The organism is Planomonospora alba (assembly GCF_039534085.1).
Taxonomy (GTDB): Bacteria; Actinomycetota; Actinomycetes; order Streptosporangiales; family Streptosporangiaceae; genus Planomonospora_B; species Planomonospora_B alba.
The window spans coordinates 107189-120283 of the sequence record NZ_BAAAUT010000012.1 but is presented as its reverse complement, the minus strand read 5'-3'; the positions used below and the strand labels follow the sequence as shown (position 1 = coordinate 120283).

Annotated in this window: 10 protein-coding genes and 1 pseudogene; 5 read left to right on the top strand and 6 right to left on the bottom strand. The window is 75.5% G+C overall.

What is annotated here, in order from left to right; translation table 11 throughout:
* Positions 1 to 148 precede the first annotated feature (148 nt).
* On the top strand, positions 149 to 2407 hold the full coding sequence (locus tag ABD823_RS09650) for an acyl-CoA dehydrogenase family protein (RefSeq protein WP_344857992.1): 2259 nt from the start codon (positions 149 to 151) through the stop codon (positions 2405 to 2407).
* Here the strand turns inward: ABD823_RS09650 and ABD823_RS09645 are convergent.
* The gene (locus ABD823_RS09645; RefSeq protein ID WP_344857990.1) at positions 2367 to 3164 is read right to left on the bottom strand and encodes a class F sortase; all 798 of its coding nucleotides are present in this window, start codon (positions 3162 to 3164) and stop codon (positions 2367 to 2369) included. The two genes, ABD823_RS09650 and ABD823_RS09645, sit on opposite strands and share 41 nt — an antisense overlap.
* A gap of 3 nt (positions 3165 to 3167) precedes the next feature.
* Positions 3168 to 3917, bottom strand: coding sequence for a hypothetical protein (locus ABD823_RS09640; protein WP_344857988.1), 750 nt, complete (start codon positions 3915 to 3917; stop codon positions 3168 to 3170).
* A gap of 504 nt (positions 3918 to 4421) precedes the next feature.
* On the opposite strand from ABD823_RS09640, the gene msrB reads away from it, so the two are divergent.
* Positions 4422 to 4823 carry a peptide-methionine (R)-S-oxide reductase MsrB gene (msrB, locus tag ABD823_RS09635; RefSeq protein ID WP_344857986.1) on the top strand — a complete coding sequence of 134 codons (402 nt, stop codon included), beginning with the start codon at positions 4422 to 4424 and terminating at the stop codon, positions 4821 to 4823.
* Between the two features lie 272 nt (positions 4824 to 5095).
* On the opposite strand, the gene ABD823_RS09630 is transcribed toward msrB, so the two are convergent.
* The 3 genes from ABD823_RS09630 to hemG all read right to left on the bottom strand — a co-directional run bounded on the left by ABD823_RS09630 (position 5096) and on the right by hemG (position 8363).
* On the bottom strand, positions 5096 to 5986 hold the full coding sequence (locus tag ABD823_RS09630; protein ID WP_344857984.1) for a hypothetical protein: 891 nt from the start codon (positions 5984 to 5986) through the stop codon (positions 5096 to 5098).
* A gap of 121 nt (positions 5987 to 6107) precedes the next feature.
* Complete coding sequence (hemQ, locus tag ABD823_RS09625) at positions 6108 to 6815, bottom strand: hydrogen peroxide-dependent heme synthase (protein ID WP_344857982.1); 708 nt, start codon at positions 6813 to 6815, stop codon at positions 6108 to 6110.
* 123 nt (positions 6816 to 6938) lie between these two features.
* Positions 6939 to 8363: a protoporphyrinogen oxidase gene (hemG, locus tag ABD823_RS09620; protein WP_344857981.1), complete on the bottom strand. Its 1425-nt coding sequence runs from the start codon at positions 8361 to 8363 to the stop codon at positions 6939 to 6941.
* A 126-nt stretch (positions 8364 to 8489) separates the two neighbouring features.
* On the opposite strand from hemG, the pseudogene ABD823_RS34590 reads away from it, so the two are divergent.
* Positions 8490 to 9308, top strand: a pseudogene (locus ABD823_RS34590) (DUF4349 domain-containing protein); the annotation flags it as partial.
* A 230-nt stretch (positions 9309 to 9538) separates the two neighbouring features.
* On the opposite strand, the gene hemE reads toward ABD823_RS34590, so the two are convergent.
* On the bottom strand, positions 9539 to 10579 hold the full coding sequence (gene hemE / locus ABD823_RS09610; RefSeq protein ID WP_344857977.1) for a uroporphyrinogen decarboxylase: 1041 nt from the start codon (positions 10577 to 10579) through the stop codon (positions 9539 to 9541).
* Between the two features lie 673 nt (positions 10580 to 11252).
* Between hemE and ABD823_RS09605 the strand changes: the two genes are divergently transcribed.
* Together ABD823_RS09605 and ABD823_RS09600 are read left to right on the top strand one after the other, a co-directional pair.
* The gene (locus ABD823_RS09605) at positions 11253 to 11849 is read left to right on the top strand and encodes a DUF3000 domain-containing protein (protein WP_344857976.1); all 597 of its coding nucleotides are present in this window, start codon (positions 11253 to 11255) and stop codon (positions 11847 to 11849) included.
* Positions 11846 to 13072: an HRDC domain-containing protein gene (locus tag ABD823_RS09600; RefSeq protein ID WP_344857974.1), complete on the top strand. Its 1227-nt coding sequence runs from the start codon at positions 11846 to 11848 to the stop codon at positions 13070 to 13072. The genes ABD823_RS09605 and ABD823_RS09600 overlap by 4 nt, the downstream gene beginning before the upstream one ends.
* Positions 13073 to 13095: the final 23 nt, after the last annotated feature.

The following is a 13095-nucleotide window of genomic DNA, read 5'->3' as shown; positions in this document are numbered from 1 at the left end:
GGCGGTTCCGGTGCGGGGGCGGTTCCGGTGCGGGGGCGGTTCCGGTGCGGGGGCGGTTCCGGTGCGGGGGCGGCGGAGGCCCCGGGGCCCGGGGCGGTCGCGCCGCCACCCCCTTACACAAAACCGAATGCCGTTCTAGAGTCTGCCCATGAGCATCGGGATCACCGAGGAGCACCGGGCCCTCGCCGCCTCCGTCCGCGGCTTCGCCGAACGGCACGTCGCCGCCCGCGGCATGGAACACGAGCCCTTCCGCGCCGCCCTGGCCGCGCAGGGGCTGCTGGGACTGCACCTGCCCGAGGAGCACGGCGGGCAGGGCGGCGGCCTGGTGGAGCTGGCCGTCGCACTGGAGGCCCTCGGGCGGCACTGCACCCCCGGCTCCCACCTGCCCACCGTCCTCGCCTCGGCGCTCGTCGCCCGTTCCGGGTCCGCGCACGACCTGCTGGCCCCTCTGGCCTCCGGCGCCCTGACCGCCGCCGTCGCCCTGCCCGGCGGCGCCCGGGCGGCCTCCCCGGACGCGGCCGTCCTCGATGCGCCCTCCCCCGCCGCGGGCACACGCGCCGCAGCCGGCGCGGCCGGCTCCGAGGGGCACGACGGCGCCGGCCGGTTCCTGACCGCGCTCGGCTCCCCCGGCGCCGACCTCGTCGTCCTGCCGCTGCCCGACGGCCGGTGGGCCGCCCTCGACCGTTCCGACTGCGCGACCGCGCCTCTGGAGGGCGTCGACCCGACCCGCCCCCTGGCGGCGGTGGCGGCACGCGCCGTACCCGACGGGCGGGTGCTGGACGGGGTCACCGCGGAGCTCGTCGGCTCTCTGTCCGCCGTCCTGCTCGGCGCCGAGGCCTGCGGGGTGGCCGCCTGGGCGGTGGCCACCGCGGCGGACCACGCCAAGGTGCGCGAGCAGTTCGGCCGCCCGATCGGCCAGTTCCAGGGGGTCAAGCACCGGTGCGCCGCGATGCTCGTCGCCCTCGAACAGGCCCGGGCGGCCGTGTGGGACGCCGCCCGCGCCCTCGACGCCGGCACCGGACCCGCCCGCGCGGGCACCGTACCGCCCTCCCCGGCCGCCGGCTCCGGCTCCGGCGGGGACGCCCCCGGGGGGCGGTCCGGGGAGACCGCGCTGGCGGTGGCCGCGGCCGGCGTGCTCGCCGCGGACGCGGCCGTGCGGTGCACGGCGGACGCGATCCAGGTCCTGGGCGGGATCGGCTACACCTACGAGCACGACGCCCACCTCTACTACCGCCGCGCGCTGTCGCTGCGGGCGCTGAGCGGCGACCCCGGCGCGTGGGCCGAGCGGGCGGCCGCCCTGGCGACCGGCGGGGCGCGCCGGACGGCGGAACCGGACCTGCCCGAGGAGGCCGAGGCGTTCCGGCAGGAGATCCGGACCGCCGTCGCCTCCCTCGCCGCGGAGGATCCGCTGACCCGGCTGGCCCGCTTCGCCTCGGAGGGCTGGCTCATGCCGTACCTGCCCCGGCCGTGGGGGCGCGCGGCCTCCCCGCTGGAGCAGGTCGTCATCCGCCAGGAGTTCCGCGCCGCGGGGGTCAGGCGCCCCAACCTGGGCATCGCCGCCTGGGCCGTTCCGTCCATCGTCCGGTACGGCACGCCGGAGCAGCGGGAGCGCTTCCTGCCGAAGACCTTCACCACCGAGCTGAAGTGGTGCCAGCTCTTCAGCGAGCCCGGCGCCGGCTCCGACCTCGCCTCGCTGTCGACCAAGGCCGTGCGGGTCGAGGGGGGCTGGTCGCTGAGCGGCCAGAAGATCTGGACCTCCCTGGCCCAGTACGCCGACTGGGGCATCTGCCTGGCCAGGACCGACCCCGACGCCCCCAAGCACGAGGGCATCACCTACTTCCTGGTCGGCATGTCCTCCCCCGGGGTCACCGTCCGGCCGCTGAAGGAGATCAACGGGGACGAGATCTTCAACGAGGTCTTCCTCGACGACGTCTTCGTCCCCGACGAGCTGGTGGTCGGGGAGGTCGGCCAGGGCTGGCGGGTCGCCCGCGACACCCTCTCCCACGAGCGCGTCGCCCTCGGCGACTCCTGGGGGCCCGGCTCGCAGCACACCGACATGGTCGAGCTGATCGGCAGGCTCGGCGGCCCGGCGGCGCTCCGCCCGGCCGCCGTGGAGCAGGCCGGACGGCTGTGGGCCGAGGGCCAGGCGATCTCCGCCCTGGGCCTGCGCGTCACCCTCTCCCAGCTGGCCGGCGGCGACTCCGGGACCGCCTCCAGCGTCCGCAAGCTCCTCGGCATGCGCCACGCGCAGGCGGTCTCCGAGTTCTGCTGGTCGCTCGATCCCGCCTCGCGCCACTGGAACCGGATGGTCCTCGCCACCCGGGCCTTCACCATCGGCGGCGGGACCACCGAGATCCAGCTGAACATCATCGGCGAGCGGGCCCTGGGCCTCCCCCGCGACCCGTGACGGCCCCCGCGGCCCGCCCGGCCCGCGCTCCCGGGTCCGCCGGGGGGACGCCGGACGGATGGTGGGCGCGGGCGAGGTGGGCGTAGACGATCGTGTTGCCCGTGTAGCTGCGCGCCGCGCGGTCGAAGACGCCGCCGCAGGTGACCAGGCGGAGCGCGGCGTAGTCCACGTCGCCGTAGACGCGGACCGCGGGGAAGGCGTCCTTGGCGGCGTGCTCGCGCCGGTCCACCACGAAGACCGCCACGGACCCGTCGGCGCGCAGCACCTGCACCTGGTCCCCGCGCCGGAGCCGGTCGAGCCGGGCGAAGACGGCGGGACCGGTGCGGGTGTCGAGATGACCGGTGATCACGGCGGGCCCGCGCTCGCCCGGGGTGGGGCCGAGGCCGTACCAGCCGGCGAGGTCGGGGGCGTCCAGGGGCGGGTTCTCGATGGCGCCGCCGGCGTCGAGGCCGAGCCGCATCACCCGGGCGGTCACCCCGATCCGGGGGATGTGCACGAGCATCGGCGGGGAGGCGCGCATCGGCCGGGCGAACGTGTGCACCAGCGTGCCGCCGGACTCGACCGGCACGATCGGGCGCCGCGACAGGCCCTCCCGCGCCGCGGGGTGCCCGGCCCGCGCCGGGACCGCCTCCCCGGCGGGGTGCGGCAGTCCCTCCTCGGCGAGGATGTGCGCGGTGCCGAGCCCGCACAGCAGCAGGCCGGACCCCACGGCGAGGACGGCCGCGCCGAGGGCGGGCCGCCGCGCGCGCCCCGGCACCGGCTACGCGCGGACCGGCCGCCTGCGCCGTACGGCGAGGCCGGCCAGTCCGGCTCCCAGCAGCAGCGCCGCGCCGCCGGCGGCGAACGGCAGGAGGGACGGCTCCGGGGCGAGGCCGCCGCCACCGGTCTGCGGGGCGCCCTCGGGGATCCTGCGCCGCTCGTCCCTGGCGGGATCCCAGGAGGCGGGCAGGGACGCCTCGGGGGAGGCCCCCTCCCCCGGACCGCCGGGCACCGTGCCGGAGGTGGCGGAGACGCCGCCCGGCTTCTCCGGGACCTCCTTGTCGGGGAGGTCCTTGTCCGGGTAGCCCTTGTCCCAGCCGTCCTTGTCCCAGCCGTCCTTGTCCCAGCCGTCCTTGTCCCAGCCGTCCTTGTCCCAGCCGTCCTTGTCCGGCGGCTCCGCGCCGGCGCCGTCCCCGTCCTTGCCGGAGCCCCCGGAGTGCCCGCCCTTCGGCGGACCGTCGTCCGGGGAGCCGCCGGTCCCGGCGACGGAGCCGCCGGACCAGGCGGAACCCGCCCCCGAGCCGTCCGCCCACGATCCGCCCTGCCCGCTCGACGGGCCGCCGCCGGAGCCGTACGCCTCGGCGCCGCCGTGCGCCGCCGGGCCGTCCGTACCGGAGGCGCACGGCGGCAGGACCGTCTGGCACCGGGCGGACAGGCCGTGCCCGCCCCCCGGTGGAACCTGGGCGGCGGCCGTACCGGTCCCCGCCGCCGCGACGCCTCCGAGTGAGAGCGCCGCCACCGCACCTGCCACCGCGAAACCCCGCACTCGCGCGCTACCCACAGTTCTCCCCCGGTGCCGATGTGTCCGCGTGCTCCGATGCACGGCCGAGCTTCGTGGACCATTGGAGCAGCAGGCAAGCGGTGTGATCGCGGAACGGCCGATCGCTTACCCGGGGGCGGCGCAGTCTTTGCCGGGCCGCCCGTTTCGGCGGCCCGGGCCCGCTCCACCGCCTGCGACGGGGCCGGGGAGGGCGGGTCCGTCCCGGAGGCGCCGCGGCGGCGGGACCGGGCTCTCGACGGGACGGACCGCATGAGGCCGCCCGTCCCGCTCTCCGGTCCCGGGCGCTGGCGCGCCACCCGGCCGGCGGCATCCTGCCGTCCCGTTGGTCCTCGCGACGGCCGGACAGACGACCTCATCCTCATCTGGAAGGTTGAAAACCCCCCACATCAACTACAGACGCCGGACGAGGCGTCCCAGGATGCTCCACCGCCAAGATCTTTCTTCCCTTCCACGGCGTTCGCGTAGAGTCGGGGCATGGACAAGGTGGTCAAGAGCGACGCCGAGTGGCGCGCGCAACTCTCCCCCGAGGAGTTCCACGTGCTCCGCCGGGCGGGCACCGAGCGCCCCTTCACCGGCGAGTACGTCGACACCAAGACCGTCGGCGTCTACCGCTGCCGCGCCTGCGGCGCCGAGCTGTTCCGGTCGGAGACCAAGTTCGAGAGCCACTGCGGCTGGCCCAGCTTCTACGAGCCGTCCGAATCGGACGCGGTCACCCTGATCGAGGACCGCTCCCTGGGCATGGTCCGCACCGAGGTCCGCTGCGCCCGCTGCGACTCCCACCTCGGCCACGTCTTCCACGGCGAGGGTTACGACACGCCCACCGACGACCGCTACTGCATCAACTCCGTCTCGCTGAGGCTGGAGCCCGCCGAGTGACCCCGGCCCGCCCTGGCGGGAGCGTCCGTGCGGGGCGGCGCACTCCACCTCCAAGGTGAGGTGACGCGCGGTCCCCGCGCGGGTAAAACAACTACACAGAGTGCGTGAAGATCATCGCAGAGTGGTCGTTCCAGGGGGCCGCCGTGCATCTCCGCCACAGGTGGGAGATCATCGAGAGCATCGGCAGGGTGATCACTCAACGCTGCCAAGTGTGCGGTAAGACCCGCGTCAGAGTGCGGTGACCCGCCGGAGGGCTCCGTGGCGCGCCGGGCTCACCCTTCGGGTTCGGGATGGGTGACCCGGCAGCTGGAGTCGTCGGGCCCCAGCACGTTGGCCAGCACCGGGTTGCCGTTCTCGCCGAACCTCGCCTGGACGAAGACCACGGGCTCCTCCTCGCCGAGTTCCTCGGCGAGGTAGTCCAGGCCCGTCTCGCACAGCTTGATCGCCTGCTTGGAGTTGTCCGCGGACTCGGGCAGGTCCGTGTAGATCCGCAGGTAGCCGCCGACCATGCGGATGTCCCTCACCCGGTCCATCGCCTCGTTCCGCTGGAAGTAGGCGATCGCCCGGGTGTCGGTGTGCCTGGAGCGCCCCGCCGCCTTGACCTCCTTGGCCGACTGGCCCTTCTTCCCTTCGCCGGGCCCGTCGGCCTCGGGCTCGACCGCGCCCGGCTCCCGCCCGGCCGTCCTCCCGGGGCCGGTCTCCCCCCGGCCGGGCGCCCCTCCGGATCCCGTCGCCCCGGACCTCTGCCCGTCCGGGGCCGCGGACCCGTCCGCACCCGGCCCGGCGGCCCGGCTCCTCCCGGAGTCCTCGCGCGCCCCGGCCCCGCCGGCGGCCCGCTCCTTTCCCGCGGGCGCTCCGGAGCCCGTGCCGTCGAGCTCGGCCGTCACCATGGAGGAGCGCCGCCCACCCGCGGCGGGCGGGGCGGCGGTCGGGGAGGACACCGCGGAGGCCACCGCGTCCGGCGCCCCTCCCGGCGGCACGGCCGCCCGCGCCTGCGGGGCCCCGGCCGCCCCGCCGGGCGCCCGCCCTGCCCCGAACGGCGAACCCGCGACCACGACGCCGGTGACCGCCACCGCCACCGCGGCGGCGCCGACGTACAGCTCGATCGCCCGCGACCGGGCCTTCTTCCTCCGGTGCCCGCCCCTGTGCCGCCTGGAACGCACCGGACCTCCGCCCCTCGTCACCCTCGGCCTCACACGACAGGAGATTTTTCCTGAGTATGACAAAGATTTGACGAGAGGCCGCCCTTTTCCGGCAGAGCTTTGCCTCCGCTGCGGCCTTCCCTTACGGGAGCGCGGCGACCAGCTCGCTCACCGGCTTGCGGACGCCGGTGTAGAAGGGCACCTCCAGCCGGGTGTGCCGCCGCGCCTCGGCCCCGCGCAGGGTGCGCATCAGGTCGACGATGCGGTGCAGCTCGTCGGCTTCGAAGGCCAGCATCCACTCGTAGTCGTTCAGCGCGAAGGAGGAGACCGTGTTGGCCCGGACGTCGGGGTAGTCGCGGGCCATCATGCCGTGCTCGGCGAGCATCCGGCGGCGGTCGGCGTCGTCCAGCAGGTACCACTCCAGGGAGCGGACGAACGGGTACACGCACACGTAGCCGCGCGGCTCCTCCTCGGCGAGGAACGCCGGGACGTGCGACTTGTTGAACTCCGCCGGGCGGTGCAGCGCCATCGCCGACCAGACCGGCGTGGTCAGCCGCCCCAGGTCGGTGCGGCGGAAGCGGGAGTAGGCCTCCTGCAGGTCCTCGGGGGCCGGCGCGTGCCACCAGAACATGAAGTCGGCGTCGGCGCGGAAGCCGGCGACGTCGTAGACGCCGCGGGTCACCACGTCCTTCTCGGCCAGCTGCGCCAGGAGATCCTCGACCTCTCCGGCCATGCCCTCCCGGCTGGCCGGGCAGGCGTCGGTCAGCCGGAAGACCGACCACATCGTGTAACGGATCACCTGGTTCAGATCGCGCGCTTTGGGCCGCTGGTTCGCGTCCGTCGTTCTCACCCTCTCGTGAAGAGTCTGCTCCCCCGCCCCTCAAATCTATCGGGGCAGGTGACCGGTCCGTTCCCGGGCCGGGCCTCCGCGGCGGCCCCGGCGGCCCCAGGGACCTCCAGCCCCCGGGGCGCCTCAGGCCACCGAGGAGCCGCTCTCCCGGGAGCCCAGGTGGTCCAGGACCCGGGCCGCCGCCGTACGGGCGGTGGCGATGCAGGCGGGGATGCCGACGCCGTCGTAGGCGGCGCCGCACAGGGCCAGGCCCGGCTGCTCGGCGACCGCGGCGCGGATGCGGGCGACCCGGTCCAGGTGGCCCACGTTGTACTGCGGCAGGGAGCCGCCCCAGCGGGTCACCCGGGAGTCGAGGGGCAGCCCGCGCACCCCCAGGATCTCGGCCGTCTCCGCCATGGCGAGGGCGACCAGTTCGGCGTCGTCGCGCTGGAGCACCGCCTCCTCACCGAGCCGCCCGATCGAGCAGCGCAGCAGGATCAGGTTGGGGTCGGCCTCGGCCAGGTGCGGCCACTTGACCGAGCTGAACGTCGCGGCCTTGACCGCGCGTCCCTCCACCGGCGGGACGAGGTAGCCGGTCCCGGACGGAGCCTGCGGGAACGCCGCCCGCGGGTAGGCCAGGGTGACGATGGCCATGCTGGCGTACTCGATCCTGGCCAGCTCCGCCGCGGCCCTGGGCACCTCGTCTGCGAGCATGCGGCCCGCCGCGGTCGCCGGTGCGGCGACGACCACCGCGTCGGCCTCGACGATCTCCGGCTCGGGCACCGGCCCGGTGACCAGGCGCCAGCCGCTCCCGGCCCGGCGCAGCTGGCGGACCGTCACCCCGGTCCGGATCTCCGCGCCGGAGGCGGCGGCGACCGCCTCGGGCAGGCCGCCCATGCCCTGGCGGAGCGTGGCGAAGACGGGCCCGGCGTCCTTGGGCGCCTCCGCGCCGAGCCTGCGGGCGGCGGCGAGCAGCGAGCGCTCGGAGCGGGCGACGGCGGCGATCCTCGGCATCGTCGCGTCGAGGGAGAGCGCCTCCGCCCGGCCCGCGTAGACGCCGCCCAGGAGCGGCTCGACCAGCCGGTCGACCACCTCGCTCCCCATCCGGGCGCGGACGTAGGCGGCCACCGAGACGTCGGTGGTGACGAGCGTGGGCGGCAGGATCTGGTCCAGCGGCACCCGGGCGAGGCCCGCGGGGCTGAGCAGGCCCGACCTGGCCAGCGCGAGCAGGTCGCCCGGGACGCCCATGATCTGCCCCTTCGGCAGGGCGCGCAGCCTGCCGCCGACCAGCAGGCTCGCCTGGGCGTCACCGGGGTGCCTCAGCTCCCCGGCCAGCCCGACCGCCCGGGCCAGGTCCTTGCCCTCCGGCCGCCGCACGAGCATCGCCTCGGCTCCGGCGTCGACCGGGACACCGGCCACCTCGCTCGTGTGGAGCTTGCCGCCGATCCGCGGGGCGCTCTCCAGGACGGTCACCCGTACGTCCGCGTCGCCCTGCCGCAAGTGCCACGCCGCGGCCAGGCCGGCGATCCCGCCGCCGACCACCACCACATGGCTCCGCTTCCCTTCCATGACTCCTGACCGTACCGCCCTCGCGGGCCGGTCCGTATCGTGCCCCGCCCCGGCCGCCCGGGGAACGTGACGGCATCGTGACCCGTCCCGCAGAACCCGCCCGGGAAGGCCTCCGTCTCCCAGGACATGACCACATTCCGGTACGGCCCGCGACTGGTGATCCCCCTCGCGGGCCTGGCATTGCTCACGGCGGCCTGCGGCGGCGCGGAGAACGCGAGCGGGGCCGCCCCCGTCCCGGCCGCCTCCGCGCCGGCGGGCGGGTCCGGCGAGGCGGGGACCGACCGGGCCGGGGACGTCACCGCCGAGTCCGCGCAGGACGCCGGGGCGCCCAGGCGGCAGACCGGGCAGGTGGAGGCGGTCCCGACCGAGCGGGCCATCGTCTACACCGGGGAGTTGACCGTGCGCGCCGGGGACGTGGCGGCAGCGGCCGACACGGCCAAGCGGATCGTCGCCTCGGCCGGGGGGTACCTCTCCCAGGAGAGGTCGGACGCCTTCCGCGGCGGCGAGGCCTCCTCCACCCTCGTCTTCAAGATCCCGCCGGCGGGCTATCCCCGTGTCGTCGACCGGCTCGGCAAAGAGCTGGGCGAGCGGGAGTCGCTCCAGCAGAACACCGAGGACGTGACCGAGGAGGTCGCCGACGTCGAGAGCCGGCTGAAGTCGGCGGAGTCCGCGCTGGACTCGCTGCGCGAGCTGCTGAAGCGGGCCGAGACGATCGGCCAGGTGCTGGAGGTCGAGCGGGAGATCGCAGACCGCGAGGCGGAGCTCGAGTCGCTCCAGGCCCGGCAGCGGAAGCTGGCTTCGCTCACGGGCATGGCGACGCTGACGCTGAACCTGATCGGCCCGGCGGCCGAGGCGCCCGAGCCTCCGGAGGAGGAGACCGGCGGCTTCCTCAGCGGGCTGGAGGCGGGCTGGAACGCCTTCGTCACCGCCCTCCGGATCGGCCTGACGATCCTCGGGGCGCTGCTCCCCTGGCTGCTGGTGATCGTGCCGGTCTGGGCGGCGGTGGTCTTCTGGCACCGCCGCCGGAGGGCGCGCGCCGTACCGGACGGCGGTCCCGCCGGCCCGGAACAGCGCTCCCCGGGACCGGACGCGCCGGAACCGGACGCGCCGGGACCGGGCTCGCCGGACCGGTGGGGCCTCGCACGGCCGGGGGCGGCCCCGGCGGCCCCGGGCGCTCAGCGGGCGGAGGAGCGGTGCACGAGGTCGGTGAGGCGGGCCAGCTGGTCGGGGTCGGTGCCGGGCAGCACGCCGTGGCCGAGGTTGAACACGTGCCCCTCGGCCTTGGCCCCCCGGGCGAGCACGTCGGCCGCGCGGCGCTCGACGACCTCCCAGGGGGCGAGCAGGAGCGCCGGGTCCAGGTTGCCCTGGAGCGCCTTGCCGGGGCCGACCCGGCGGGCCGCCTCGTCGAGCGGGACCCGCCAGTCGACGCCCACCACGTCCGCCCCCGCCTCGCCGAGCAGGCCGAGCAGCTCTCCGGTGCCGACGCCGAAGTGGATGCGCGGGACGTCCAGGTCGGCCAGTCCTGCGAAGATGCGGCCGCTGTAGGGCAGGACGAACTCGCGGTAGTCCTCGGGCGCGACGGCCCCGACCCAGGAGTCGAACAGCTGCACGGCCGAGGCCCCGGCGGCGATCTGGATGCGCAGGAAACCGAGGGTGATCTCCGTCAGCCGGTCCATCAGGGCGTGCCACAGCCGCGGCTCGCCGTACATCATGGCCTTGGTGCGGTCGTGGTTCTTGGAGGGGCCGCCCTCGATGAGGTAGGAGGCGAGGGTGAACGGCGCGCCCGCGAAGCCGATGAGCGGGGTGGCGCCCAGCTCGCCGGTCAGGGCCCGGACCGCCTCGGTGACGTAGGGGACGTCGCCGGGCTCGATCGGGCGCAGCGCCCGCAGCGCGTCGGCGTCCCTGACCGGGGCGGCCACCACCGGGCCGACGCCGGGCTTGATGTCGAGGTCGATCCCGATCGCCTTGAGCGGGACCACGATGTCGCTGAAGAAGATGGCCGCGTCCACCCCGTAGCGGCGGACCGGCTGCAGCGTGATCTCCACGATCAGCTCGGGGGTGGCGCAGGCCTCGAGCATGGGCACCCCCTCGCGCACGGCCCGGTACTCGGGCAGCGACCGGCCCGCCTGGCGCATGTACCACACCGGCGTGCGGGAGACGGGCTGGCGGCGGCAGGCGCGCAGGAACGGGGAGTCGGCAAGCTCGGGATTCACCATCCCAGGGTGCCATGCCCGCCACGCGGTCCGGCACCCGCCCGGCGGCGGCGCGCCGCCGCACGCGACGCCGCTCCGGGGGAAGATGGCGGGGATCCCGGGAGCCCGCGGAGAAAGACATCAATGAAATTCATCCCATTCGGGCGTTCTGTCCGGAAAAGAGCCGGCACCCCGACGGCCCCGATCCGGCGAGGCCGCGCGCGGCGATCATGTTTGCGGGTACAGTTCCTCCCATCGGTGGACCAGGGGCGGCTCCCGGCCGATCCAAATGTTCGCCAAATGACCGCGCGGCGTCGATTCCGGCACCACTTTGAGGACACGCCGAGCACGTTGCGCGGAATTGTCGGCGCGACGTGCCAACGTCGGACCACGACCCGACGAAAGGCCGTGTGCGATGACCACGATGTGGAATTCACCCGAACGCCGCGGTGAGCACTGCGTCTCCTGTGCCGCCGAGCGGGTTCTCGAGCAGCCGCCCTGCTCCGACGGCCACGAACCGGGCGGGTGCCCCGAATGGTCCTGCGTCGAATGCGGTCACGCGTCGTTCCCGGGAGATCCGGACGGCTCCGGCGCGCCCGCCCCCGACCGGTCGACGGCATCGGTTTGATCGGCTCCGATGGCACCTACGAACACCCCGATGGTCCCCATGCACTCAGTTTCGACCTACTCTTCCGATATGACCCTCGGTGACGCGCCGTCCGCCCCCGCCGCCTTCCGGCGTGCGGTGGCCACCCTGCGCCCGGCCGAGGTCAGGCCGGAGATCGAGCTGGAGGACATCCCCGCACCGCAGCGCCTGGCCCCCTACTCGGCGGCCATCGGCGCCTCGGTCTACCGCGACGACGACGAGCTCGCGGTCGGGCGCCTCATCGTGCTCTACGACCCGGACGGCCAGCGCGGCTGGGACGGCCACTTCCGGCTGGTCGCGTACGTCCGGGCGGACATGGAGCCGGAGATCACCGAGGACCCGCTGCTCGGCCCCGTCGCGTGGAGCTGGCTCACCGAGTCGCTCGACGCGCACGCCGCCGGCTACGCCGCCGCCGGGGGCACCGTCACCCGGGCGGTCTCCGAGGGCTTCGGCAACAAGTCCGACGACCCGGTGACCACCGAGCTCGAACTGCGCGCCTCCTGGTCCCCCCGGGAGGAGGATCTCTCCGGCCACGTCGCCGCCTGGTGCGACCTGATGTGCCTGGCGGCGGGCATTCCCCCTCTGCCCTCGGGCGTGGCGACCCTGTCGCCGCGCCGCCGTGAAGATCCGGAGTCCTTCAGAACGTGACCGACGAGACGACGATCGTTCCACTGCTGGAGCCTCGGGAGGGTATCCCGCCCGTCATCGAGGACCCGGCCGGCCTCGCGCGCGTCGTGCGCGCCTTCGCCGAGGGCACCGGGCCGGTCGCCGTGGACGCCGAGCGGGCCTCGGGTTACCGCTACAGCAGCCGGGCCTACCTGGTGCAGCTGCGCCGCGCGGGCGCCGGCAGCGCCCTGATCGACCCGGTCCGCTGCCCCGACCTGTCCGAGCTGGACGCGGCGCTGGCCGGTGCCGAGATCGTGCTGCACGCCGCCTCCCAGGACCTGCCGTGCCTGGCGGAGCTCGGCTTCCGCCCGCGGGCGCTGTTCGACACCGAGCTCGCCGGGCGGCTGCTCGGCTACGAGCGCGTGGGGCTCGGCATGATGGTGGAGAACGTCCTCGGCCTCCGGCTGGAGAAGGGCCACTCGGCCGCCGACTGGTCCACCCGCCCGCTCCCGGAGGACTGGCTGCGCTACGCGGCGCTCGACGTCGAGGTCCTGATCGAGCTCCGGGACGTCCTGTACGAGCAGCTGGAGGCGCGCGGGAAGCTCGCCTGGGCCCAGGAGGAGTTCGCCGCGGTGCTGGCCTACCGGTCGCCGGGGCCGCGCGCCGACCCGTGGCGGCGCACCTCCGGCATCCACAAGGTCCGCTCGCTGCGCGGGCTGGCCGTGGTCCGGGAGCTGTGGGCGCTGCGCGACTCCCTGGCCCGCGAGGCCGACCTGGCACCGGGCCGGGTGCTGCCCGACTCGGCGATCGTCGCCGCGGCCCTGGAGCTGCCCCGCACCACCAAGGCCCTCACCGAGATCCCCGCCTTCACCGGCCGCAGCGCCCGCCGCCACCTGCGCGACTGGCTGGCGGCGATCACGCGGGCCCGCGGGCTGCCGGAGTCCCAGCTGCCCCAGCCCAGCGCCCCCGGGGACGGCCCGCCGCCCGCCAACCGCTGGATGGACCGCGACCCTGCCGCGGCCCGGCGCCTGGCCGCGGCCCGGGCCGCCGTCGCCGCGCTCGCCGACGAGCACGGCATGCCGACGGAGAACCTCCTCCAGCCGGACGCCGTGCGCCGTCTGACCTGGGAGCCGCCCTCGGTCCTCGACGAGGCGGCCGTCGCGGCCCGGCTGCGCGAGCTGGGCGCCCGCGAGTGGCAGATCGCCCTGACCGTCGGTCCGCTGGTCGACGCCCTCACCCGGCTGGAGGCCCGAGGGGAGGCCTGACACCGGCGCGATGCCGGGCCCGG

Excerpts from the sequence above, each read along its gene's own strand:
- ABD823_RS09650 (WP_344857992.1), top strand. The coding sequence starts at position 149 with ATGAGCATCGGGATCACCGAGGAGCACCGGGCCCTCGCCGCCTCCGTC.
- msrB (WP_344857986.1), top strand. The coding sequence starts at position 4,422 with ATGGACAAGGTGGTCAAGAGCGACGCCGAGTGGCGCGCGCAACTCTCC.
- hemG (WP_344857981.1), bottom strand. The coding sequence starts at position 8,363 with ATGGAAGGGAAGCGGAGCCATGTGGTGGTGGTCGGCGGCGGGATCGCC.
- hemE (WP_344857977.1), bottom strand. The coding sequence starts at position 10,579 with ATGGTGAATCCCGAGCTTGCCGACTCCCCGTTCCTGCGCGCCTGCCGC.
- ABD823_RS09605 (WP_344857976.1), top strand. The coding sequence starts at position 11,253 with ATGACCCTCGGTGACGCGCCGTCCGCCCCCGCCGCCTTCCGGCGTGCG.